This is a genomic window from Allocatelliglobosispora scoriae (assembly GCF_014204945.1).
GTDB lineage: Bacteria > Actinomycetota > Actinomycetes > Mycobacteriales > Micromonosporaceae > Allocatelliglobosispora > Allocatelliglobosispora scoriae.
Genome location: NZ_JACHMN010000002.1, coordinates 795,220 through 819,535, shown reverse-complemented (window position 1 = coordinate 819,535; position 24,316 = coordinate 795,220). Strand labels below are relative to the sequence as shown.

Below are 24,316 nucleotides of genomic sequence, written 5' to 3'. Positions count from 1 at the left end.
GATCGTCAGAGCGTGGTCGGCGTCTAGCTGGCGGGATACATCCACACGCAATCCATCGAACGTACGTTCGAATATGTATGCAAATCTCTTGTGCTCCGCATATGTGGATCTCTACTGTCCGTGGAACATTGCACGTCAGAGTTGGGGGACCTCGTGAATCGAACATCGGCCAACGCCGCTGTTTTAGCCAAAACCAGCCATAGCCGCAGGCTGCCCTGGATCGGGTTGCTTTCGGTCGCACTGATCACGCCGTTGCTGGGCTGGGTACAGGCCGCCGCAGCGGCACCACCGGTGGGGGTGAGTGCCGCTGCCGCACGTGACAGCTCGGTGCCGATGAAGGCAGTGAAACCTAAACCCGCAAGCGGGAAGCATGCCCCGGATTGGAAAGCCCGGCCGGTAGTCTGGCCGATGCCTGCGTCGGCAACGATAGCTGTGCCATCTGCGATCGGTAGCGGTGCTAGGCGGGCCGCAACGGTTCGGGTCGGAGGCTTGCCGGTGACGGTGGAGCTGTCCGTCGATGCCGATCAGGAGCGCGCGAGTAAGACTTCTGCGGCAGCAAAGCTTACGAAGCCGGCGAGCGTCCGAGTGGACGTGCTCAACCGTCGATTGTTCACAGCGGCTGGAGCGGCGGTGGCCGTGCGCCTGGCTCGTGCCGATGGTGAGCCTGAGGCAGGTCAGGTACGGGTGACGCTGGACTACAACGCATTCCGCGACGCCTACGGAGCAGACTGGGACAACCGCCTCGGGCTCGTGCTGCTGCCTTCATGTGTTGCGACTACACCTGAACTTGCCGAGTGCCAGCAACGGACGTGGTTGTCGTCGGTGAACCGGGCGGACACCGGAACGGTGTCGGCTGATGTCTACATCGATGCTGCCGGAATTCGGACCTCGGCCACCTCCGTACAGCCTGCCGATGCATCGGTAAGCGAGAACCCGGAGTTCGATGATCTCGGACTGATAGTGGCCTTGGCCGCAGCAGGGGCGTCCGACTCCGGGGATTTCCGTCAGACGCCGCTGTCGCAGTCGTTCTCGTGGCAGGCGGGTGGATCGGGCGGTGACTTCAGCTGGTCGTACCCCATCCTGGCACCGCCAGTTCCTGGCGGCCTTGCACCTGCGGTGAGTCTGGATTACAGCTCGGGCTCTGTCGATGGGCAGACTGCCGGTAAGAACGTGCAACCGGGCGCCATCGGCGAGGGTTGGTCGTACGAGCCGGGGTTCATTGAACGGACCTACCGGCCATGCAACGATGACACCGCGAACTCACCTGCGTGGGCCACCCAGATGGATCCGCTCTTCGACAATTGCTGGCGGCTGCCGAACGCGTCGATCGTGTGGAATGGCGTCGCGACGGACCTTGTACCAGACGATGCCAGCGCTGCCCCGAATTCGGCCAACCCGACGGTGTGGCACCTCGCAAACGATCCCGGTGTGCGGGTGGAGTGGCTGAAGCTCACAGATGGCCGCACCAACTATGACAATGACAAGGAGTACTGGCGGGTCACGACGCAGGACGGCACACAGTACTACTTCGGGTTGAACCAACTGCCGGGCTGGACGTCGGGGAAGCGGGAAACCCAATCAGCGTGGGGCGTGCCGGTCTTCGCGAACCACACCGGCGAGCCGTGCTTCAACGCCACGACCTGGACGTCCTCCTGGTGCTCGCAGATCTGGCGCTGGAACCTCGACTACGTAGTGGATCGCCACGGTAACTCGATGGCGTATTTCTACACCAAGGACCAGGGATATACCGGTCTGCGTAACAACGCCACGAAGACGTGGTACGACCACGGAGGCTGGCTCGACCACATCGAGTACGGCATGCGCGCCGGAACTGAGCTGGCCAATGCGACTCCGCCAGCGAAGATCGTCTTCGGCATGGGCGACCGTTGCTTTACCGCCTCCTGCGGCACCCACGACGGGACGAACTGGCCGGACACACCGTGGGACCTTGACTGCCAGTCAGGAACCACCTGCCCCAACAACCCGAATCCCACCTTCTGGACGAAGAAGCGGCTGGCGACTATCTCAGCCCAGATCTGGTCCGGGACCGGCACCACCTACAACACCGTCGACTCTTGGGCACTGGGCGGGCAGTTCCCGACCACGAACAACGGCACGAAACCGGTGTTGTGGCTGACTGGGATCACCCGGACCGGATCGGGTACAGGCGTCGGCGTCACCGGGGCAAACATCACTCTGCCTGCGGTGTCGTTCACCGGCACCTACAAGATGAACCGCGCCGACTATGATCCCAACGGCGGGATGGCTGCACCCCGCAAGTACCGCATCGACCACATCGCCACGGAGACCGGTGGCCAGATCGACGTCACCTACAGCGCGCAGGATGCCAACTGCCAGTTCGGCGGATCCTTTCCCGACCCTGACAACAACACCCGGCGCTGCTTCCCGCAGTACTACAGCCCGCAGCAAGCCCCGGCGGGCTGGTCCTGGTGGCACAAGTATCTCGTGACCAGCGTCGTGGAGAAGGACCTTGTCGGTGGCAGCCCGGACATCCTGCACTCCTACGATTACGCCGTACGGGTCACCACCGCCGGCCAGACCGTTGGTGGTACGACCAGCGGCACTTCACAGGACATCCTGTGGCATTACGGGCTTAACGCATTCGGCGGGGCAACTGCCTACCGCTCCTGGTCGGAGTGGCGCGGCTACCCCGTAGTCACCGAGGTCACCGGCCCTGTCGGCGGTACTCAGTCCAAGGTCCGCACCCTGTACTTCCGCGGTCTGCACGGCGGGCGCACAGATTCCGGCGACAACACCCGTACAGCAAGCATCACCGACAGCCTCGGCACTGTCTCGACCGACTCGGCCTGGTCCGGCGGTCGGACAAGGGAGAAGCTGACCTACGACGGCAACACCGACACCATTCTCAGCAAAACGATCTTCGACCCGGTGGCCGTACAGACCGGTACCCGTACGCTGACCACAGCATGGGCGGTGTCATACCCCAAGGCCGCGTACATGGTCGACACCTCACAAGAACGCAACCTGACCTGGTTGGCCGGGTCAGCATCGTGGCGGACCGCTGCGACCCAGTACACCTACGACCAGTATGGCAACATCACCTCCCAAGACCGCCTCGGTGACATCTCCACCGCCAGCGACGACTCCTGCCTGAAGACCACCTACAACCATAAGACCACTGGCAGCACATATGGCGGGGCCGCGTACTACCTGGTCTCGTTCCCGCAGCGAGCCGAAACCTTAGGCGTCGCCTGCACCACCACCCCGGCGTATCCCGCTGACGCCCGCGCCGACACCCGGTACTACTACGACCAGGCGGGAGCAGCAAGCCCGGTCCTAGCCACTGCGCCGACGAAGGGGGTAGTGACGCAGACCGACCAGGTCCGTGACTACACAGGCCTCACCCCGAACTGGATCAAGACTGGCACGGTCTTCAGCTACGACGCCTTCGGCAGGTCCACCGAGGTCAAGGACGCTCTGGACCACTCGACCAAGATGACCTACACAGAGACATCCGGCTTGACGACGAAACTTGAGGTCGACAACGCTCTGGGTGTTTCCCACCGAGTCACGTCGGTACTGAACCCAGGACGATCGCTGCCAGTAACCGTCACAGACCCCAACGGCAAGGTCACCACCGGCCAGTACGACGCCCTGGGCCGGCTGCTGAAAGTCTGGCAGCCGGGCCACCTGACCTCCGGTACGCCCGACGTCGAATACGCCTACGGGGTTGCCGGGGGAGCCGCTGCACCATACATCCTCACCAAGGCGCTGGGCCCTGATGGGCAACAGATCTCCTCCTACGAGATCCTCGATGGCCTACTACGGTCCCGCCAGACCCAGTCACCCAACCCGACCCTTAACGGCAAGCGGGTCGTCACCGAGACCAGTTACGACGGACGCGGCCTGGTGGTCAAATCGTCCGCCTACCCCAACTCGGCGTCCGCACCGTCCTCAACGCTCGCCACGGCGGCAGCGGATACGACGATCGAGATCCAACAGCGGTTCACCTACGACGGAACCGGTCGGCAACTCACCGAGCAACTGTGGTCGCTCAACATTGAGCAGTCCAGGACCTCCAACACCTTCGACGGTGACCGCGTCACGGCCGACCAACCTACCGGAGGCACAGATACGACCGTGATCGTCGATGCCCTCGGCAGGACCACAAGCACTCTGCAGTATCAGGGCACCGCTCCGACCGGTCCCGCCGACACCACCACGTACGACTACGACGAGCTCGGCCAGCGAACGAAGATCACCGACGCAGCCGGCAACCACTGGGACTACACATATGACCTGCTCGGCCGCAACACGACGACGGTCGACCCGGACTCGGGCACTTCGACAACCGAATACGACAATGCAGGACAGGTGGTATCTACCAAGGACAGCCTGACCCAGGTCGTCGTCAGCGACTACGACGTGCTGGGCCGCACGAAGGGTACCTATGCCGGGTCGTTGGCGCCTGCCAACCAGCTCACGGGGTACACCTACGACCCCGTCGGTGCGAAAGGCCAGCTCGCCACATCGACACGCTATGTGGGAGGTGCGGCGGGTGCGGCATACACAAGCAGAGTCACCGCATACGACGATTCGTACCTGCCGCTGTCGACCGAGCTGACCATTCCCACGATCTTCGGTGGAACCACAGCGGAGAACGCACTCGCCGGAACCTACCTCTCCTCGGCCACATACAAGGTCAACGGTGCGCCGGCAACAACGGTGCTTCCGGCGGTCGGCGGCCTCCCAGCCGAAACGATCACCTACATCTACAACGCTGTCGGCCAGCAGAAATCGATGGCCAGCACCTGGGTCGGCGGATCGCAGACGTACGCGGCTGACACGACCTACGAATATGACGGGCAGGCGTACCAGAGAATCCTCGGCAACGCCGGCAAGTCCGTCCGTCAGACGTTCACCTATGAGGCGGCGTCGAGGCGTCTTTCGAGATCGCAGCTCGAGACCGAGGATCAGTCCAGTCCCGGTGCCTGGGTGAACCAGACCACCGACGACTACAGCTTCGACCTCGCCGGGAACCTTAAATCGATCGCTGGCAAGACGAACGGGACGGCGGACCAAGAAGAGTGCTTCGGCTACGACCACCTGCGGCGGCTCGACAAGGCCTGGACTCAGGTATCCGGGGCCTGCACCACGCCGCAGAAGACCGGCGCTGACCCGTACTGGATGGCTTGGTCCTTCGACGTCACCGGCAACCGCAAGTCGCAGACCACCTACAACACCAACGGCACCGAATACTCCAAGTCCACCTACACCTACCCCGCACCCGGAGCCGGACCACACACCCTGGGCCAGGTCACCACCACCGGTGCCGGTGCTGGAACCGCGTCATACACCTACGACGCGGCCGGAAACACCAAGACCCGCCCCGCGCCAGTGACGGGCACGCAAAACCTCGACTGGGACACCGAAGGCCACCTCGACAAGGCCACCGTCAACGGCAACGTCACCACCTTCATCTACGACGCCGGCGGCGCTCGGCTCCTCCGCAAAGACCCCGGCTCCTGGGCAACTCTCACCCTCCCCGACGGCACCGAACTACGAGCCAACTCCACCGGAGCCGTAGCCGGAATCCGGTACTACGCCGGAACAGCGGTCCGAGCCGTCAACACCGACGGCGCGGGCAACCCGACCAACGGCAATAAACTCACCTGGACGATCAGCGACCACCACGCCACAGGAACCGTCACCATCGACGCAGGCACCATGGTGTGCCAACGCCGGCGGAGCCTGCCCTACGGCCAGGAACGGGGCGCGCAGCCCACCGGGTTCGGTACCAAGGGGTTCGTCGGGGGCACCACAGACCCGACCGGCCTGATCCACCTCGGCGCCCGCGAATACGACCCCGCCACCGGCCGCTTCATCAGCGTCGACCCCGTCTTCATGGCCGAAGACCCGCAGTCCTGGAACGGGTACGCATACGCCAACAACAGCCCGACTACAGGCAGCGACGCCACCGGCACCTGCATGCTCGAAGACGGCCAGAAGTCATGCAAGGGCGACCCCGGCGACTACGACCCAGGTCCCAAGCCCAAGGACGACGGGGGCGGCTCAGACGACAACGCGCCTGGAAGCCAGACCACCTACTGCAGCACCGGCCGGACCGAATTCTGCGAGAAGGCCAAGCCGACCTACCTCATCATCCTCGGCGGCTCGTTTATCGCGGCCCCGAGCGAGGAGGAGCTCAAAGAAGCCCTGCAAGCCGCTGTCGACAAATACTGCGGCGGCACCTGCCCCAAGACCGGCGACCTTGTTGAATCAACTATTTATCATGAGGTTTGCGATAACCATCCGTCATGGTGCAAAAACCCTGAAATCAGTATGGGTATCCTTGTTGCCGGGGTCGGAAACGTTGGATACCAGCAATTCGGAACTCCAGGAAAGCCGCCCCACACCGCGGTTGTGACCTACTTCGACAAAAATGGCAACGTCATTCTGTCGAGGACGATCAAGAGCGGTAACATCACAGCGCAAGAGAGGGCGCTAGGGCTGAAGTTCCCACAGAACACCCTCATCACCCATACGGAGACGCGTGCGGTTAGGGTAGTTCCGCAGAACGCGGCCTACATCGTCATCGAAGGCAGCTACGACCCCTGCACAAGCTGCAAAAGTGACATGCGCCAAGCAGCCCAGAGGGGAAACCGCGTCATCGTATACAGATGGGACGGGCGGATCTGGATGGCGGCACCACGAGCCAGCGGCGCGAAACTGGCCCGACTGATCAACCGCCAGGCCAACCCGAGATAGTCAACCCAGGAGCGGATGAGATGGGCGAAATAGTCGTAACGGTGACACTGACAGGAGGCTCGGCAGTGTTTGAACAGGCCATATTTGACCTGATGACATTGCACGGCGCGGGCCATCTAATCAGAAATGCAGACAGCGATGCTTCCCGTATAGTTCTTGGACTTGACTCGATCGACGATTGCCCGAAAATAGGAGATGCGCTAGCCGAGTGGATAGCGACAACGTCAAAGGATTTTCAACTACAGATCGACGGGCCAGGCGCCGATAACACGATTCACATGATCGGTACCGAGTACGATGCGGGCACCATTGCGCAATCCGTTGCGTCGTCGGCCTGGTTCATCTAGGTGCGAAAACTTACACTCAAACTGGCAGGTTGAGATGACGCCCTTCGAAGTAAAATGCGTCGGCGTAGTCGATGAGTCCGGCGGCTATTCGTTCTCTGTCGGAATCGCCGAGAATTCGGATGGAGGCGGGCGTTCGGTCATCTTCGGAATCCTTACCGACGCGTTGCCCGACGAAGGTGACGACTACATCTATAGCGTCACCGATGAGGGACATAGGACAAGCACCGGCGGCGTCGTCGAATGTTTTCTAAATCGCGATCGCCTTCTGCTGTCGTTTTCGGAGATCGCTGCTCAGATATTTGAGGTCAGAGAGTCCCGAATATCGTTCCCTCTGCAAATATCTGATCGGGAGTTCACTGAACTCGCCGACGGATTGGCGCGGATACTCGATCGGGAACCTCCGCGAAAGCACGACCTTAAGCTGACGCGATAGACGTTCAAGGTCTAGCACTATTCGACCAGTAGAGGAGTCCTGGCTGTCTGAACAACAGTCAGGACTCCTCATAGGTGCGGTGCTGTCGCCCTAGTCAACGCGTCGCGGAGCCGGTCGTCCCGCTGGACGGTGAAGGACGCATCCGGTCGTTGTCCTCCATCCAGATCGGCAGTGCCTTGTCGAACGACGTCCGTTCACCTGCCAGCAGTAGCGCTGGAAGAGTCAGCGAGTATTCGATCTTTGTCTCGACGACATCCGGCGGCGGGCTCAACCGGTGGTTGCAACACCCCTTGTTGTTGGTCTTCGTTGGGGTGTTGTGGCGTTGAGGTTGAGCCCGCTGGAGCGGGAAGAGATCGGTTTGGGTAGGGCGGCGGGTGAGTCGTTTCGGTCGATTGCGCGGCGGTTGGGTCGGTCGCCTTCGACGGTGAGTCGGGAGGCGGGTCGGTTCGAGCGTTACGGGCAGCGTTATCGGCCTTCGGATGCGCAGTGGGCGTCGTTTCTGCGGCCCAATCGGCCTGGGCGGGTCGCGCGGTTGGCGGTGGCGGGGCCGTTGCGGTCGTTGGTGGTGGATCTGCTGCGGTCGCGGTGGTCGCCGCGGCAGATCGCGGGGCGGCTGGCCGTGGAGTACGCCGACCGACCGGAGTTGCGGGTGTCGCACGAGACGATCTATCAGGCGGTGTATCTGCAGTCGCGGGGGAACCTGCGGGCGGAGCTGGCCGAGCAGAAGGCGTTGCGCAGCGGGCGGTTGCACCGGCGGGCGCGGGCGGCGGCGGCCGGGGCGGTCCGTTCTAGCAGGCCGTGGCTGGGGTTGAGGATCAGCCAGCGCCCGGCCGAGGCCGCCGACCGGGCGGTACCGGGGCACTGGGAAGGCGATCTGCTGATCGGGGCGCGGGGCGGGTCGGCGATAGCGACCCTGGTCGAGCGCGCCACCCGGTTCGTGGTCTTGGTCGCGTTGCCCGACAGCCGGGTCAGCGAGCACGTCATCGCCCAGCTCACTACCGCGATGGCCGGGCTTCCGGCACACCTGCGCCGGTCGCTGACCTGGGACCAGGGCACCGAGATGGCCCAGCACGCCGAGTTCAGCCTCGCCACGCACTGCCCGGTCTACTTCTGCGACCCCCACAGCCCATGGCAGCGCGGCAGCAACGAAAACACCAACGGCCTGCTACGCCAGTACTTCCCCAAAGGCACCCACGACTTCCGCACCACCACCCAGACCGACCTGAACACCGTCGCCGACGAACTCAACGGCCGACCACGCCAGACACTCGGCTGGGCCACCCCTGGTGAGAAGATGGCCCAGCTAATGACTGTTGCAACCACCGGTTGAGCCCGCCGGCAGCTAGTGCTGTGGCCATGAACGTTCACGGTGTTGGATGACTCGCCGTCTGTCTTGTCGGTCGGGTGGTGTTGTGGCGGGCATGCTGTGGCGGTGGCAGATCTTGTACGCGTGCGGCGGCTCAGCGACGTGGAGGGTCAGCAGCTGCTGCGGATAACCCGCCGGGGGACCGGTTCGGCGATCCGATTACGGCGGGCGATTGTCGTCCTGGCCTCGGCCGGCGGGAACACGGTCCCGGCGATCGCCCGGCTCGTGGCCGCTGACGAGGACACGGTCCGGCAGGTCATCCACCGGTTCAATCAGATGGGGATGGCCAGCCTGGACCCTCGGTGGGCGGGTGGGGCGTCCCCGCCTGATCAGTACCGACGACGAGCAGTTCATCGTCGCGACGGCCACGACCCGCCCCGAGAAGCTGGGGCGCCCCTTCACCCGGTGGAGTATCCGCAAGCTCGCCGACCACCTGCTGACGCACTCCGCCCGGCGGGTGCGCGTGGGCAGGGAACGGCTGCGGCAGATCCTGCACCGGCACCGGATCACGTTCCAGCGGACCAAGACGTGGAAGGAGTCCACCGACCCCGACCGCGACGCCAAACTCGCCCGGATCGAGTACGTCACCGCCACGATGCCGTGGCGGGTGTTCGCGTTCGACGAGTTCGGACCCCTGGTCATCCGCCCGCAGCCCGGGTCCGGGTGGGCGCCGGCCGGGCACCCCGACCGGCTGCCCGCGAACTACCGCAAACTGAAGGCGGTCCCGTTTGTCGACAAAGCTGGCTTGTTTCTGTCGTTCGGCGAGGCGTTAGCGGTAGATGACCGGCAGCGTGGGTGCAGTGGCAGAACCATTGCTCTGTCCCGCGCATGTTTCATAACGGGCCAACAGGATCAGGTGGACGTGGAACGCCTCCGACATTGCGGCCCGCTCGGCCATCAGTCTGAGGTGTCTTGAGTTGCCGAAATGACGAGTGTGGAGGTGGATGTGGCGAATTGGGCTGGTACATATGTAGCTTGCCGCTGGCGGAATGTATAACCCAGGTGGTGCTGCAGTCGGGCGTGGCGGAATTGGTAGACGGCGCCGTTTTGGCGTAGCACTCCCCGCTTGTATGCGTCGTCTAGGAAATTGATCATGTTCCAGGGGAGTTTGCCGGTCAGTGGCATCCAGATGCGTGATTGGATGACCCAGTTTCCCCATGCGGTGAAGCCGAACGCGTAGGCTAGGGCGCAGCCGATCCCGCCTACCGCAGCGATAGCTAGCCCGTCGGTCAGCGGCCAGGCCATCGGGCCGATGGACCCATGCAGCAAGCCGACGATCAGAGGGCCGCCGAATGCGATTGCGAGAGTGATCGTCGGCGCGACGATAAGGATCTGTCGGCGCACGGTGGCACGGTTGGAGGCGAGAAGGGCGGCAGGGGTTGCCGCGGAGGCGACATCTAACGGTGCTTCGAGTGCAGCCATGAGCCCGAATACTGGCCCGACTGCCGAGCCGAAGATCAAGCCGAAGGCCAGCACGTTGATGAGCACGTCTTGGATCAAGTCAGGGTTGGTGAGCGAGGTCCCTTGGTACAGCACATGTTGGAGGGCGAGGGCGCACGCGCAACCGGCTCCCATGACGAAACCGCCCAGCATCACCACGGCAAACCTGGTGGTGAAAGCCCGGATAGCCTGGCGCCCCATGCTGTGTCTGCCGGGCAGGCTTAACCGGACGCGGGACGGCTCGAAGACCCCGCCGCCAAATGCAGTCATCATCGCGTACACGGATCCGAAGGCAATTCCGGCGGCTGCCGCAATCAGTGCGCACTGCATGAAGATCGCACCGATCGCCAGGTCAGATACGAGCAGAGCGATGAGCCAGTTGGACCCGCCGATACACAGTGCGGATGCTATCGCCACCGTCATGATGCGCGTCGAGCGCGGCAGCGAGCCGCAGATCTGCCACCAGGCCAGGTCCTGACGACTGTGGTCCGCCTGAGCCAGGTGGTGGGCAAGATAGCCGAGCCAGCGCTGCGCGTGTGTCGCATCCCAGTGGTGCCGCTGCTGGTGGCCTACGGCGATCCGCTCGCGAACGCGACGCCGGTAGACGGCCGGTACGAAACCCGCTAGAAGATGCTCTTCCAGAGCATGCTCGTCAGGAAACCGCACAGCGTCCAGCAGCTCCGCCGGATCCCTATCGCGGGCTTCGCTGTACATCGTGCGCGCCAGAACAACCATCAGCGGGGTAGTCAGGACCCCGGCCAGACTCACGCTGGCTGGGGTCTCCTGGGTTTGAAGCCCGCGCAGGACTGCATCCCATACCGTTGCTGTCGCGTTGCGAACGGGCGTGCGGACGGTGCGCGGCAGGTAAGCCTGCAGATCATCCAAGGTTAGGTCGATCAGTTCGATACCAGCAGCCCAGGCCAGCGGCGAGCCGGACGCCTGTACCGCCTCGGCGAACTCGTCACGGCGGCTAGTCATCACCAACGGAAATGCAGTGTCGTTGATGGCCTCAAGTGCTGCGCACCTGAGGCCTTCTGCGATCTCGTCGAACCCGTCCAGGACCGGCAGAATAAGGTCAGAGTCGAGCAGAGCGCCAGCCATCGTCGTACCACTGAGGACTTTGCGGGCAAGGTATGGATGATCGACCAAGAGGCGATCGACCAGCCAGTCACGCAATGCAGTGACCGTGGGATCCCACGGTCCGAGGCCGACGATCACCGGAACTCGGGGCGATAGGGCAGGGGCGTCCAGCACGTCGAGTAGGAACCGGATCGTCAGGATCGACTTATGTCGCCGCTTCGGGAAAGCTAACCCCCTGAGAGTCGCTGAAAATTGACCCTCTGCTGATCTTGGAGGGTGCTGAAAGTGGAGGACTGGGCTGAGATCCGCCGTCTGCGTCGGGCGGAGGGTGTGCCGATCAAGGAGATCGCCCGGCGGTTGGGGATCGCTCGGAACACGGTGCGGGCGGCGTTGTCGTCGGACCGGCCGCCGAAGTACGAGCGTGCGCCGCGTGGGTCGGTGGTGGATCCGTTCGAGCCGCAGATCCGGGCTTTGCTGGCGGAGTGGCCGCGGATGCCGGGTCCGGTGGTCGCGGAGCGGATCAGGTGGCCGTACTCGATCGCGCCGTTGCGTAAGCGGCTGGCGGTCATCCGGCCGGAGTACGTGGGGATCGATCCGGTGGACCGGACGGTCTACGAGCCCGGGCAGATCGCCCAGTGCGACCTGTGGTTCCCCGAGGACGGGGTGAAGGTCCCGGTCGGGTCGGGCCAGTCGCGGTCGAAGCTGCCGGTCCTCGTCATGACGTTGGGGTTCTCCCGGTTCATGTCCGCGGTGATGATCCCGTCGCGGCAGGCCGGCGACATCCTGTCCGGGATGTGGCAGCTGGTCAGCGGGATCGGGCGGGTGCCCCGGACCCTGGTCTGGGACCGGGAGTCCGCGATCGGCGGCACGGGGCGGGTATCGGCGCCGGCGGCGGCGTTCGCCGGAACCCTGGCCACCCAGATCCGCCTTGCACCGCGCCGGGATCCGGAGTTCAAGGGGATGGTCGAACGCGCCAACGGGTTCCTGGAGACGTCGTTCCTGCCCGGCCGGCTGTTCACGTCTCCGGCCGACTTCAACGCCCAGCTGGCCGACTGGCTCGCGCGCGCCAACACGCGGACGGTCCGGTCGGTCCAGGGCCGGCCGGTGGACCTGCTGGAGACCGACTACCAGGCGATGGTCCCGCTGCCGCCGGTCGACCCGCCGATCGGGCTCAACACCCGGATCCGGCTGAGCCGCGATTACTACGTGCGGGTCGACACCGTCGACTACTCCGTCGACCCGCGCATGATCGGCCGGTTCGTCGACGTCACCGCGTCCCTGAACACGGTGACGGTGTTCTGCGACGGGCAGGTCGCCGCCCGCCACGACCGGTCCTGGGCCAAGCAAGGCCTGGTCACCGACCCGGCCCACAAGGCCACCGCCGAACGCATGCGCCAGGCCCTGGCCGAGGACCGCCAACGCCGTCAGGCAGCCACCCGCCACCACCACGACGGGCACCCCGTCGCCATGCGGGCGCTGCCGGACTACGACGCCCTGTTCGGCGTCGACTTCACCAGCCCATCGATGAAAGTGAGCAACGAATGAGCACAGCCGTCAAACCGAAACCACCAGCAGGCGGAACCAAGGACGGCATGCCGTCCATGATCGCCTACCTGACCCGGGTCCTGAAGACCCCCACCATCAACGCGTTCTGGGAGGAGCTGGCCGAGCAGGCACGCGATCAGAACTGGTCCCACGAGGAATACCTCGCCGCACTCCTGCAGCGCCAAGTCGCCGACCGGGAGTCCAAAGGCACCGTCATGCGCGTGCGCACCGCCCACTTCCCCCAACTCAAAACCCTCGAAGACTTCAACCTCGACCACCTCCCGTCCCTGCGCCGCGACGTCCTGGCCCACCTCGCCACCAGCACCTTCGTCGCCAAAGCCGAGAACGTGATCCTGCTCGGCCCGCCCGGCCTCGGCAAAACACACCTCGCCATCGGCCTCGGAATGAAGGCCTGCCAGTCCGGCTACTCCGTCCTGTTCGACACCGCCAGCAACTGGATCGCCCGCCTCGCCGCCGCCCACCAGCAGAACCGCCTCGAAGCCGAACTCAAGAAGATCCGCCGCTACCGACTCATCATCATCGACGAAGTCGGATACATCCCCTTCGACCAGGACGCCGCGAACCTGTTCTTCCAGCTCATCGCCTCACGCTACGAAACCGGCTCCGTCATGGTCACCTCGAACCTCCCCTTCGGCCGCTGGGGAGAAACATTCTCCGACGACGTCGTCGCCGCAGCCATGATCGACCGACTCGTCCACCACGCCGAAGTCCTCACCCTGACCGGCGACTCCTACCGCACCCGCCAACGCCGCGAACTCCTCGCCAAAGAAAACCGCGCCACCAACAACTGACCACCCGCAGGGGGTCAATTTTCCCGGACTCAGGACTGCTCAACTTTCCCGAAGCGTTGACAACTTACCCGAACCTGCCCTGCCGAGAATCACTAGCCGCCCGGATGGGATTCGCCGGTAGACCTCGGCCACGCTGCGCAGGTCGCCGCTGAGGTCCACAGGTGGCGAGGCAGCCCCTGGTCCCAGCCTCAGAATGCTGTCCGGGTGATCCGTGAGGGACGCCGGTACCTGATTCCATCGCACGGGCAGCGGAAACGGGTCATGAACGCGGCGCTGCTCCTCCTCGTGCTGCCAGCGGCGCCTGACTTCCCGCGCCAGCTCCCCGGCAGCCTCGGCTAACACACCCTGCACTCGTGGCGGTGCCACAGTCGGTACGGCAGCCGGCTCGGGCGTTGCCGCAGGAGGCATAGTTTTGGTCAACATGGCTACCAGCAGTTGGTGGTCATCGGGGCCGACTTCTAGCGCATCCGCCAGCAGCTTCATCGTTCCTAGCCGGAAATCGGCGGACTTCCCGCTCTCCAGGCGACGGATGGTACGAACGCTTACCCCGGACCGCTGCGCTAGCTCTTCCTGCGTCGCCCCCGCCTGATCCCGCAGCCGTCGCAAGAGAACACCGAGTTGATCCGGCACGTCGGCGCCCTCCCCTGGCTTTACCACCGTCGATGGAGCCTATCTGACGCCCGGCCATATATGGCCGGTGCGTTGGCCTGTCCCGGCAAGGGGCACAAGCACACCATCAAGTGCAGCAACCGCGGTCAGCCGACGGCGAGATCAGGGTTTCGGCCCAGCCGATTTGGCACCTGTCGGGCCTTGGCCGCAGGGCGGGAGAGGTCCGGCAACTGGTGAGCGGAACCTTCAGGAGGCAGAAAGTGGCATACCGCTACCGGTGTGGAGAGTGCGAGTTCAAGACAGCGTGGCTCACCGAGTTTCAAGGCGCGCAGCATCAGCTCTATCACTACGCCCAGCGGCACCCCGGGATTCCGCCCGGGGGACAGGTCGAGATCGGCCAGGAGAGCCCGAGCCCCAGTCTCGATACCGGCAACGGCTGCCTGAAGGTGATCGGTGCAGTGATTGTGCTGCTCGTTCTCGTGGCGCTGTGTCGCCGTTAACCGAGCCACACCCCATTTGTCCCAGGTGCTCGCCAGGCGGTGGTCTAACGCGGGCCGCACGGTAGCCGTAACGACGACCAAACCCCCGCCTCTCGCAGCCCGGCCAGCGATACCCACACCGCCGTTCTCACAGCGTGCACATGCAGCGCCGCACGTGTAATCACCGTCGTTATTCCTGGAGGTGCCATCGATGGACCAAACGCCACCGCCGCTTGTAGGGACCGAGCCCACGCAAAGCGCGGCACTATTGCCGCAGCCAGCCCCTACACCCCACCTAGCGGTCTCTGCCCGGAGATTCTCCTGGAATCGACTCACGCTGACTAGCGCCTTCCTCACGCTGCGTGCGCAGTGGAGCTCAGCGATCCGGGGACTGGAGGCCAGACATAAGGGCCTGATCAACGCGTTAGAGGTGGCCCGGCGGTTAAGGTCGCTGATCTCTGCGCGATGGTCAAGGCGATGGATTTGGGCCGGTGCGGTGGGGACCACACTGGTCTTGGTGGCCGGTGTGTTGTGGTGGATATGGCCGAATGCCCAGCCGCGAGTGGTACCGGGAACGGTGCAGGCCATGGTGTTGAGCTCTGATGAGGTCAGCAGATTGATTGGCGTGACTCTCAATGCTGAGGCCCGCTCGAACGAACCTCCGCCTGCGTTGGCGGCGGACCCCCCCAGTTGTTCGGTAGCTGTTGGGTCTGCCACACGGACCGTGTACGGACGATCCTGGACCGCGTTTCTGGCGGTTAGCCATCAGGATACGACGGAGGTAGCTGATCACGTGGTCACACAGGTTGTCGCCCTGTACGCGAGCAATGACCTGGCCGGTAGGGCGTTTGGCATCCTGACCAATGGCATAAAGGCATGCACCCACGCGGTGCGCAAGGATGCGAACGGTACCAACTCACAATGGAGCTACGAGGTCGACTCGGCAACATCTGACGTGTTGGCCTGGAAGGCGATCCAAGACGGCGGCGACGGCTGGACCTGCTACCGGCATGCACAAGTGAAAGGTGTCGCAGTCCTGCAAGCGGTGGTGTGCGAGGCCGGCGATGCGACATCGGCCACAGCGAAGATTGCTGCCCGGTTCGCCGACAAGGTCAAGGGGTAGAGCGGTGAAGATGTCACAGAGGATCCTGGCGACGACGCTCAGTCTGTCGGTCCTTGCCTATCCAGCGATGGCCGTGGCTAATCCTGCGGCAGGCGGTGAGCTAGCACCTTTGGAACCCAGAAGTACCTATGGCGCTGCGCTCAACGCAAAGATCGCTTCGTTTGATCAGCGGCTGGCGGCGCATGGGCGCAGCCAGGCTGCGGTCGATGCGAAGAAGGCAGCGGTTGTCCGACGGCGTGACGCCTATGACGAGCGAGGACAGAGCGTGCGTTCGCAGCTCGACGCCAACAAGCAGAAGATCGATGCGCACAACGCGGTGGTAGCGGGCTATCCCAACGGTGCGCCGCCCACGGTCGCGGCCCGGCTCAATGCCGAAGCCGACCAACTCAACGCCGAGAAGCAGCGACTGTTTGCCCAGGCTGAAGCGGTCCAGCAGGAAGCGCAGGCAATTGCCGACCAACAGCAGGAGATCCAAGGGAAAGTCGACACATTGGATCGTGAGAGCGAAGAGTTGTCCACCGAGCGCCGGCATCTGGGGCAGCTAATAGCAGCAGTTCCTGACGATCTCGTGCGGGCGATGTCCGCGATTGCCTCAGCGTCCGGCGGAGATGCCCCGCGGATGTCAAGCCCAACAGGGCCGGGCTCCGCTGTGGATGGTGGTGATCCCGTTTCCAGCTCCCCCCGCCGTGCTGCTCTTGCCCGTTATCAACAGCAGACCCATCGTGAGATCGACAAACGGCAGTTCGAGATCAAGCTCTCTCCTGATGCCTTGTCCAAGGTTCCCACGGATAAGGCAGGGATCCTCCCGCCCAGCTTGAAGGTCGATGGCACCGCCCGCAACGACGACAAAACCTATCAGGCGCTACTCGTCCGAGATCCCCAAAATGTGCTGACGCCGGAGCAGAAGGCGTTCATCGACACCATCAGCGACGGCGGCCGAGCCTACGTGGTGGTGGGCCGTGAGAAACGCATCATCACCGGGTTCACCATCGTCGACGGACTGGCACAGCCGACGGCCGGTCAATCCGCGGCACCCTTTTTCCAAGACCCCAGCGGACCGTCCGAGTATGACGGCATTTTGGCACAGGACCGGGCCGAAGAACTGCAAGCCATCCGCAACGACTATCCCAACGCGGACAAGAATGGCGCCACCGTCGTCGTGGGAGTGTTCAACAAACGGACCCGTACTTCGAGAACCCTTATCGCCATCAATGGCTTTGGGACTTCCGCGCCTCCTTCTTGGAAGGGGAATCTGCGCGAGGGTGAAGAATTCGTCCCCTATGAGCAGGATGAAGGAGCGGACAACTTCTTCATCCCCGACCCCGAGTCCCCGGAAGGTCTGGTCAACCCCAACCAGAACCACGCCGAAGGCAAGATTGTATTGAAACTCTTGCCAGATGAGGTGATCGCCTTCGGCGGCGTATGGCCCAACGTATGCCGTGACAGCTGCTTCCGCCTCCTCAATGGTCAGGAGCTGGCGTTCGGTGGTGAAGGCCATCGCGGCGGCAATTCTGACAAGACACCGTTCTCCCGTTTCTGGGTCGCGGATTGGTGGCACTGATCGGCAGTGAGTAGAACTGGGCAAATATCGCGAAATTCATGTAACGTGCTCTAGCAGATCAAGCGGACTAGAAACTCCTCGCGCTGATCGGCAAAGATATGAATCGGTGCCAGGTCGAGGAGCACCGGATCGTCACCACTCCAAAGTGAACGATGATCGGGTTCCCGCCAATGCAGCCGGCAGACAGGCAGGCCCGCCACGTGCCGTCACAACTCGTGATCCAACCATGACCGACATAAGTAGCCTGTCACAACACTCCCAAATTGGTACAGACCCATGCCGACCGAGAGGAAGACGCTGGCGGTCATGGGCGGCCTGCCTCGGGTTGCGGTGCACCGGTGGGCCCGACAGGTACCTGCCATCGGCAATGCCGCGATCAGCACAGCCACCGATCGCGGGCGAGCTGAGCCGGCTGGCGGCAGTGCCAGGGTACGCGCTGCGGGAACGGATAGGGGCGGCTGCCGCGCACGTCGCGGCTGATGGTGGTCTGGCACTGGCACATCAGGTGGTGGCCTGGGTAGTAGCGGGGGTTGAGCCCGAACTGCTGCACGCCTTCCCAGACACACCGTGGTCGGCGGGCTTCGGGGGTGCAGCGCTGCCGCCAGGCGGTGAGGTAGGTGCCTCGGCGGGGATCGAATTCGACGTTCTGGTGGCACGCGACACATCGGGCGAGGAGGTCTGGAACGTAGGGGCCGGAGATAATCAGTTCGCCGTATCGGTCGAAGGCTTCCATCACTGCTCACCGTCCACATGCGACTGAGCGATCGGATTTCCTGACGGGGTCGTAGATTTCGGTGCGGCGAGAAGCCCCACCGTGGTGCTGGCGCGAAGCGGTTTGCCGCGCGGCCCGTTGACGAACGGGAGGATCAGGACGGTCTCACGCTGAGAGCGGCCAGGCCCGCACGGCTGGAGACGGGTGAACGGTGACACCCACCAGCGGTGATCGGGCTCGCGGCGGGCCGACGGCTGGCTCCCGTCCGTGGGCGATGCGGAATCGTGTGGCCTGGCGGTGGGCCGTAACTGGATCAGGCGAACCTCCGGCGCGGGCCGGTGCGCGCGGGCGTAGGCACTGCGGACGCGTTTGTCGACCTCGACGGCCACGGCTTCGGCTAGGCGATGAGCGATCAGCAGGAAAGACGCCAGCAGCACGGCGGCCGGATCGTCGCCGTCGATGGCGCGCAACGGGTCCAGGGCGGGCCACGAACGGGCGAGGGACCTCGTCGCCCGGGACTTCACCGCGCAGCGGCCGAACCGCTGCTGGGTCGCGGACTTCACCCACGTCGCCACGTTCGCCGGGGTCGTCTACGTCGCGTTCGTCGTCGACGTGTACTCCCGGGCGATCGTGGGCTGGTCGGCGGCGACGAACAAACGCACCCCGCTCGTCCTCGACGCCCTCGACATGGGCCTGTGGCGACGCGACCGCGACGGCCGCACCGTCCGACAGGACTGATACATCACAGCGACGCCGGGTCGCAATACACCAGTTTCCGCTTCACCACCCACCTCGTCACCGCCGGCATCGACGCCTCCATCGGAACGGTCGGCGACGCCCTCGACTGTGAGACTGGTGGTTGCCGGTAGGCGGCCTGACTCTTGCTTACGACTGACCCCGCAGTCTGGGTGTCCTTGCTGTTGATCTGTCGTCCGCCTGCCGGCGCACCACCCCGCGGTGCTGGCCGGGCGGGCAGTGACCTCATAGGAGCCTGAAGGCAACTCAGTCTCGTCACAGTCCCGTCCACCCGGCCGGCCAGCGTCGCCACCCGCGCCCAGGCCTGAGCTGGAGGTAGCTGTGACAAGCATGAACCCCGACCCGCGACTGCGTCGAGTCGTCATCGGCGTCGACACCCACAAGTACGTCCACGTCGCGGTCGCCCTCGACGACATCGGCGGCCGCCTGGACGACCGCTCCTTCCCCGCCGACCGGGCAGGATACGAACAGCTCATCGACTGGGCGGCCGACCTCGGCGCCCGCAGACTGATCTTCGCGATCGAAGGGACCGGCTCCTACGGCGTCGGGCTGACCTCGGCCGTGCGCAGGCGCGGCATCGGCGTGGTCGAGGTCCTGCGGACAGACCGCCGCGACCGGCGCCTACGCGGCAAGAGCGACACCCTCGACGCCGAGAACGCCGCCCGCGCAGCCCTGTCTGGCAACGCCACCTCGGTCCCCAAGACCAACGACGGCACCGTCGAGATGATCCGCCAGATCAAGGTCGCCAAAGACGTCGCTGTCAAGGCCCGGACCTCAGCCATGATCACTCTCAAAGCGGTGATCGTCACCGCCGCACCCGAACTCCGCGAACAGCTGCAGCCCTTGTCGAAGATGGCCCTGATCAACCGATGCGCAGCCCTGCGCCCCGGCAGCATCACCACCGTAGCAGCGGCGACCAAGCACACGCTGCGGTCGATCGCACGCCGCTGGCAGCAGCTCAACGACGAGATCAAAACCCACGAGAAACTCCTGACCGAGCTCACCACCCAGCTCGTTCCGCAACTCGTCGCCGCGTTCGGCGTCGGCGCGGACACCGCCGCAGAGCTACTCATCGTCGCCGGCGACAACATCGACCGCGTTCGCTCCGAAGCAGCATGGGCCCGACTCTGCGGCGTCGCACCGATCCCGGCCTCGTCCGGCCTGACCACCCGCCACCGACTCAACCGCGGCGGCCACCGCCAGGCCAACGCCGCGCTCTACCGCTCCGTCATCGTCCGCATGCAACACCACCAGCCCACCCGCGCCTACGTCACCCGCCGAACCAGCGAAGGCAAGACCAAAGCAGAGATCATCCGCTGCCTAAAACGCCTACTCGCTCGCGAAATCTGGGCACTCCTGCGCCCCCTACGCAGCACGAACACCACCACCACAGCCATAACTTGACAGATATAGGAGCGTCAATGCCCCGGTGGCGAGGAGTTCCCAGGTGCAGACCACGCTCGACCCCTCCGCCGCACCCGACGAGGTACCGGCATCCACGCAGACCCCGGCTGTCGCCTCGCCGCAGCCGACCGTCAAGACGCTGCCCTCACCGACGGCCGGGCCGACCGTCACCACCCTGGCGGTGACCAACATTCGGTGCGACGAGTCAACCGACGCCGGCGGCTGGATCGGCTACGTCGACGTCAAGTGGAGCATCGCCCGCGGCGACAACGTTCAGCTCTACGGCCCGAAGTCCGCCGACTTCCTCGGCGGCTACGACGCTGCCAGCAGCATCTCCGCCACCTTCCAGCTCACCTGCGAGCCGAATACGTCGTTCCTCATCAGTGCTGTCCCGCAGAAAGGGGCAACGTCAGGCACGCGACGCGACTACCACGGCAAATGGCCTAACTTGCCCCGAACCACGGCGCTTACTGTGACCCGAGGCAGCTGCGTCATCGGCCTCGGCGACATCACGGTGGCATGGAAATCACAGGGCGCTAGCGGCGTACGCATCCTCGTCAACGGAAACACCTTTCCCGACACCGCCAACGGCACCAGGAAATTGACGAACCAGACCTGCGGCGCCGGCAAGACCTACCCGATCCGGGTGACCGCCTACCGGGGCGAGATCGCGGGCCGGTTCGTGGAGAAGTCAGTGACCTGGTAGGGGGTACATTCGCGAATTCCCGCGTGCCGGGGCTCTGTCGCTTTCCTGCTCAGTCCGTGACCAGCCGCAACTGCCTGGGTCCGATGCCGACGGTGACCCGCTGCCCCCACGCGAGCACCAGGTGGTCGGCCTCGACACCGTCGGCGAAGACCACCAGCCGCTCGCTTTCGCTGGTCAGGGTGAGCTGCTCGCCCGCACCGAGGCGCCCCGCGGTCAGCTCCGCGCCGGTCGCGGGGGAGGGCCAGGCCTCCCGGACGAACCAGCACAGCTCGCCGGCCTGTGGTGCGGGGAGGTTCGCGGCCAGGCCGCGGCCCAGGGCCACCGACGCGCACCAGCCGCTCGCCCCGGTCCCCGTCCCGACGAGTACGCCGGACGAGGAGTGCCGCTCCCGCCGCCCGTCCGGGGTGGACACGACGTAGCGGGCCGACTGGTGGGTCTCATGTCCGATGTAGATCTCGTTGAGTCCGGCGAGCCGCTGGCCGTCGTCGAGAGTGGCGACCGCCATCGCCCGCAGTTGCGTGCCAGCGGTCCCGGAGGCGACGGAGGGCAGCAGTTTCGCCATCGCCGCCGCCGGGAAGCGGGCCAGCACGCCGGGGTTGCGCGACGGCTCGGGGTCGACCCCGATGACGGGCTGCCCGTCGAGGTATTTGGCCGCGTTGGCGACGAGGCCGTCCTGCCCGACGGTGATGACGATGTCCTCCCGCGCGAAGAGGAACCGGGACAGGTCGTCGCGGTCGACGTGGCCGCGCCGCCAGCCTGACGGCAGGGCGGCGCCGACCGCGTTGAGGGCCTGGTGCAGTGCGGCGTGCCGCTGATCGACCTCGGCGATGTCGCGGCCCCGCTGGTGCAGGAAGTAGGCCGCCGCGGCGCGGGTGCCGTGGCGCCCGAGCAGCTCGTCGAGCTCGCTGCGCCGGGACACCACGACGGCCCTCGGAGCCAGTGTCGCGCTCATCGTCCGGGGTTCTCCGCCCCGAACCGGGCCAGTAGTCCGGTGACCACGTCCGGCGTGACCGTCAGCTGGCCGATCTGGGGCAGTTGACCGGCCAGTTCGCGCAGCGCCAGGGCGTGCAGCACGGCCGGCGGAATTTCCCGGTAGGCAGCGAGCTTCGCGGCCTCGGCCTCGCCCTGCGCGACGCCGAGCGCCCGGACCCCGGCGGCCTTCGCCTCGGCCAGGAGCTGGTCCTTCTCCGCCTCGGCGGCGGTGAGAAGCCGGCCGCGTTCGGCCTTGCCCTGGGTGGCGGCGAGCTGGGCGTTGGCATCGAGTTCTGCAGCGCGGCGCGCGTTGGCACCGTTCTGCTCGACGAGCTGCTGCTCGCGCCGGGCAAGCTCGATCTTGTTCTGCAGCTCGTTCTCGGCGATGCCGCGCTCCTGCTCGACGGCCTGGGCGCGCCGGGCGAAGGTGGCCCGGTCCGCCTCGGCCTGCACGGCTTCACGGGTGGGGGTCTGCAGGGCCCGCTCCAGCTCGGGTTCGGGCCGGATCGCGACGACCCTGGCGCTGACGACCTGTACGCCGAGGTCGGTCAGGCGTGGCTCGCCGCTCAGCGCCGATGACACCGCCTCGCGGACGGCTGCGACCTCGGTCAGCGCCTCAGCCAGCGGCAGCCGGGCCAGCAGGTCCAGTGCGGGCTGCTGGGCGAGCTCGGCCAGCAGGGTGGCGATCTGGTCGAGCGGCCGTCCCCGGGCGGCACCCTGGTAGGGGTCGATGGAGAAGTCGAGCCGGGCGACGGCCAGCGCCGGCTCGGCGACCCGGTAGGTCACGGTGGCCTGCACGGTGACGTCGGTGAAGTCGCTGGTGCGGGCGTGGAAGAGCAGCGGCAGCTCGCGGTCGTCGACGGGCACCTCGCTCAGTACTGCGGTGAGCGGCCGGTACCAGAAGGCGAGGCCGACGCCCTCCCGCTGGGCTGTGCCCTTGACGCTGTGGCGCACCCAGCTGGTCGGGTTGCTGCGCAGGTGGCGCAGGAAGAGCCGTCTCGAAACGTCGGCCATGGTGATCGTTCCTCTCGCTAAACCCCAGATCCATTTTTCGTCATGTCGACGATAAACGGCGTGATAGATTCTCGTCAAGGTGGTGATAAATAAGATGTCCGAATACCCCGTGTTCTCCGTCACCGTTGACCTTGTGATGCTCACCGTGCGGTCCGATCGGCTGCACGTCCTGCTGGTCCGGCGCGGCGTGGCACCGTACCTGGACGGATGGGCGCTACCCGGCGGCTTCGTGCGGCCGGACGAGGACCTCGACGGTGCCGCAGCCCGCGAGCTGCGCGAGGAGACCGGACTGACCGCGCCGCTGGGGCACCTGGAGCAGCTGGCCAGCTACGGCGCGCCCGACCGCGACCCGCGCGGCCGGGTGGTGACCGTTGCCTACCTCGCCCTGCTGCCCGACCAGCCGGTCCCGGTGGCCGGCGGCGACGCGGCCTCCGCGGCCTGGCTCGCGCTGCCGGCCCCGGAGCTTGCCTTCGACCACGGGCGGATCCTCGCCGACGGTGTGGAGCGTGCCCGCGCCAAGCTGGAGTACACGCCGCTGGCCACGGCGTTCTGCCCGGCCGAGTTCACCGTCACCGAGCTGCGCGAGGTCTATCAGACCGTCTGGGACGCGCACCTGGACCCGCGCAACTTCCACCGCAAGGTGACCACCACGCCCGGCTTCGTCGAACCGGTCGGCCGGTCGGTCACCGCGGACCGGGGACGGCCCGCTCAGCTCTTCCGGCGCGGGTCCGCCCAGCTGCTGCACCCGCCGATGCTGCGGCCCGCATGACCGGCGTCCCGGCCCGGCCAGAGTCAAGATCGGGTGAGGCGGTGCAGTGCCGAGCCGCTACCGAGGCGAATTGTGGGCGTAAAGCCTCTTGAGCAGAGCATGGACTCGTCTGTTGTCGGGATGGTGCAGGTCGTCGAGGATGTCGCGGGCCGGGTGCCAGGCGGTGCGGACGGCGTCGGGACGCCTGCGACGCGGTGAGTGCCGCCGAGGTGGGTGAGGGTTTCGGCTTCGTGGTACCGGTTGCCGTTCTCTCGGAACAGGCGGATCGCGTGTTCGTCGCAGGCCACGGCGCGTCCACGGTCATGGAAGTGGTGGATGTAGCCGAGGCTGTCCCAGCTGCGTGCGGGCTTCGGTCGGTTCGGCGAGCGCGTCGATCACCCGTTGCGCTCGTCGGCCGTGTGTCAGGGCAGGGCGGTAGCGGCCCGCTATTGGAGTCCG

At 65.4% G+C, this 24,316-nt stretch carries 17 protein-coding genes and 3 pseudogenes; 14 read left to right on the top strand and 6 right to left on the bottom strand.

Translation table 11 applies throughout. The annotated features are described in order from the left end of the window. Positions 1–495: 495 nt before the first annotated feature. The 5 genes and pseudogenes from F4553_RS42325 to F4553_RS09415 all read left to right on the top strand — a co-directional run. Entirely contained in the window at positions 496–6,750 is a 6,255-nt protein-coding gene (locus tag F4553_RS42325; protein WP_184834569.1) for an RHS repeat-associated core domain-containing protein, read from the top strand. Positions 6,751–6,770: 20 nt separating this feature from the next. Then, complete coding sequence (locus tag F4553_RS09430) at positions 6,771–7,097, top strand: hypothetical protein (RefSeq protein ID WP_221469829.1); 327 nt, start codon at positions 6,771–6,773, stop codon at positions 7,095–7,097. Between the two features lie 34 nt (positions 7,098–7,131). Beyond that, positions 7,132–7,530, top strand: coding sequence for an Imm10 family immunity protein (locus F4553_RS09425; protein ID WP_184834565.1), 399 nt, complete (start codon positions 7,132–7,134; stop codon positions 7,528–7,530). A gap of 316 nt (positions 7,531–7,846) precedes the next feature. Then, positions 7,847–8,860, top strand: a complete 1,014-nt coding sequence (locus F4553_RS09420; protein WP_446680432.1) for an IS30 family transposase — start codon at positions 7,847–7,849, stop codon at positions 8,858–8,860. Between the two features lie 102 nt (positions 8,861–8,962). After that, a pseudogene (locus tag F4553_RS09415) lies at positions 8,963–9,626 on the top strand (IS630 family transposase); the annotation flags it as partial. Between the two features lie 167 nt (positions 9,627–9,793). On the opposite strand, the gene F4553_RS09410 reads toward F4553_RS09415, so the two are convergent. Further along, complete coding sequence (locus F4553_RS09410; protein WP_184834561.1) at positions 9,794–11,554, bottom strand: NACHT domain-containing protein; 1,761 nt, start codon at positions 11,552–11,554, stop codon at positions 9,794–9,796. Between the two features lie 138 nt (positions 11,555–11,692). On the opposite strand from F4553_RS09410, the gene istA reads away from it, so the two are divergent. Both istA and istB read left to right on the top strand, forming a co-directional pair. Next, positions 11,693–12,961, top strand: a complete 1,269-nt coding sequence (gene istA, locus F4553_RS09405; RefSeq protein ID WP_184830701.1) for an IS21 family transposase — start codon at positions 11,693–11,695, stop codon at positions 12,959–12,961. Next, complete coding sequence (gene istB, locus F4553_RS09400; RefSeq protein WP_184830703.1) at positions 12,958–13,773, top strand: IS21-like element helper ATPase IstB; 816 nt, start codon at positions 12,958–12,960, stop codon at positions 13,771–13,773. The genes istA and istB overlap by 4 nt, the downstream gene beginning before the upstream one ends. A gap of 63 nt (positions 13,774–13,836) precedes the next feature. On the opposite strand, the pseudogene F4553_RS09395 reads toward istB, so the two are convergent. Then, a pseudogene (locus F4553_RS09395) lies at positions 13,837–14,403 on the bottom strand (helix-turn-helix transcriptional regulator); the annotation flags it as partial. A gap of 239 nt (positions 14,404–14,642) precedes the next feature. Between F4553_RS09395 and F4553_RS09390 the strand changes: the two are divergent. From F4553_RS09390 to F4553_RS09380, 3 genes are all read left to right on the top strand, one after another. Further along, positions 14,643–14,882 (top strand): hypothetical protein, encoded by a 240-nt coding sequence (locus F4553_RS09390; RefSeq protein ID WP_184834557.1) that lies wholly within the window; start codon positions 14,643–14,645, stop codon positions 14,880–14,882. Positions 14,883–15,072: 190 nt separating this feature from the next. After that, on the top strand, positions 15,073–15,984 hold the full coding sequence (locus tag F4553_RS41780) for a sensor domain-containing protein (RefSeq protein ID WP_281394998.1): 912 nt from the start codon (positions 15,073–15,075) through the stop codon (positions 15,982–15,984). Positions 15,985–15,988: 4 nt separating this feature from the next. Continuing rightward, positions 15,989–17,545, top strand: coding sequence for a hypothetical protein (locus tag F4553_RS09380; protein ID WP_184834553.1), 1,557 nt, complete (start codon positions 15,989–15,991; stop codon positions 17,543–17,545). 376 nt (positions 17,546–17,921) lie between these two features. Here the strand turns inward: F4553_RS09380 and F4553_RS09375 are convergent, their stop codons facing one another. Continuing rightward, entirely contained in the window at positions 17,922–18,278 is a 357-nt protein-coding gene (locus tag F4553_RS09375; protein WP_184834551.1) for a hypothetical protein, read from the bottom strand. Beyond that, entirely contained in the window at positions 18,278–18,727 is a 450-nt protein-coding gene (locus F4553_RS09370) for a hypothetical protein (protein WP_184834549.1), read from the bottom strand. The genes F4553_RS09375 and F4553_RS09370 overlap by 1 nt, the downstream gene beginning before the upstream one ends. Here F4553_RS09370 and F4553_RS09365 point away from each other — a divergent pair. From F4553_RS09365 to F4553_RS09355, 3 genes and pseudogenes are all read left to right on the top strand, one after another. Next, positions 18,720–19,102: pseudogene (locus F4553_RS09365) on the top strand (DDE-type integrase/transposase/recombinase); the annotation flags it as partial. The gene F4553_RS09370 and the pseudogene F4553_RS09365 sit on opposite strands and share 8 nt — an antisense overlap. 241 nt (positions 19,103–19,343) lie before the next feature. Next, complete coding sequence (locus tag F4553_RS09360) at positions 19,344–20,417, top strand: IS110 family RNA-guided transposase (RefSeq protein ID WP_184840554.1); 1,074 nt, start codon at positions 19,344–19,346, stop codon at positions 20,415–20,417. 43 nt (positions 20,418–20,460) lie between these two features. Beyond that, the gene (locus F4553_RS09355; protein WP_184834545.1) at positions 20,461–21,123 is read left to right on the top strand and encodes a hypothetical protein; all 663 of its coding nucleotides are present in this window, start codon (positions 20,461–20,463) and stop codon (positions 21,121–21,123) included. Positions 21,124–21,172: 49 nt separating this feature from the next. Here the strand turns inward: F4553_RS09355 and F4553_RS09350 are convergent, their stop codons facing one another. Next, positions 21,173–22,075: a diacylglycerol kinase catalytic domain-containing protein gene (locus F4553_RS09350; protein WP_184834543.1), complete on the bottom strand. Its 903-nt coding sequence runs from the start codon at positions 22,073–22,075 to the stop codon at positions 21,173–21,175. Further along, positions 22,072–23,109 (bottom strand): SPFH domain-containing protein, encoded by a 1,038-nt coding sequence (locus tag F4553_RS09345; protein ID WP_184834541.1) that lies wholly within the window; start codon positions 23,107–23,109, stop codon positions 22,072–22,074. The genes F4553_RS09350 and F4553_RS09345 overlap by 4 nt, the downstream gene beginning before the upstream one ends. A 94-nt stretch (positions 23,110–23,203) precedes the next feature. Here F4553_RS09345 and F4553_RS09340 point away from each other — a divergent pair, with 94 nt between their 5' ends. After that, entirely contained in the window at positions 23,204–23,878 is a 675-nt protein-coding gene (locus F4553_RS09340; protein WP_184834539.1) for an NUDIX hydrolase, read from the top strand. Positions 23,879–24,316: the final 438 nt, after the last annotated feature.

Coding starts and splice junctions, on each gene's coding strand:
- F4553_RS09430 (WP_221469829.1), top strand. CDS start 6,771: ATGGGCGAAATAGTCGTAACGGTGACACTGACAGGAGGCTCGGCAGTG.
- F4553_RS09425 (WP_184834565.1), top strand. CDS start 7,132: ATGACGCCCTTCGAAGTAAAATGCGTCGGCGTAGTCGATGAGTCCGGC.
- istB (WP_184830703.1), top strand. CDS start 12,958: ATGAGCACAGCCGTCAAACCGAAACCACCAGCAGGCGGAACCAAGGAC.
- F4553_RS41780 (WP_281394998.1), top strand. CDS start 15,073: ATGGACCAAACGCCACCGCCGCTTGTAGGGACCGAGCCCACGCAAAGC.
- F4553_RS09375 (WP_184834551.1), bottom strand. CDS start 18,278: ATGGAAGCCTTCGACCGATACGGCGAACTGATTATCTCCGGCCCCTAC.
- F4553_RS09360 (WP_184840554.1), top strand. CDS start 19,344: ATGAACCCCGACCCGCGACTGCGTCGAGTCGTCATCGGCGTCGACACC.
- F4553_RS09350 (WP_184834543.1), bottom strand. CDS start 22,075: ATGAGCGCGACACTGGCTCCGAGGGCCGTCGTGGTGTCCCGGCGCAGC.
- F4553_RS09345 (WP_184834541.1), bottom strand. CDS start 23,109: ATGGCCGACGTTTCGAGACGGCTCTTCCTGCGCCACCTGCGCAGCAAC.
- F4553_RS09340 (WP_184834539.1), top strand. CDS start 23,204: ATGTCCGAATACCCCGTGTTCTCCGTCACCGTTGACCTTGTGATGCTC.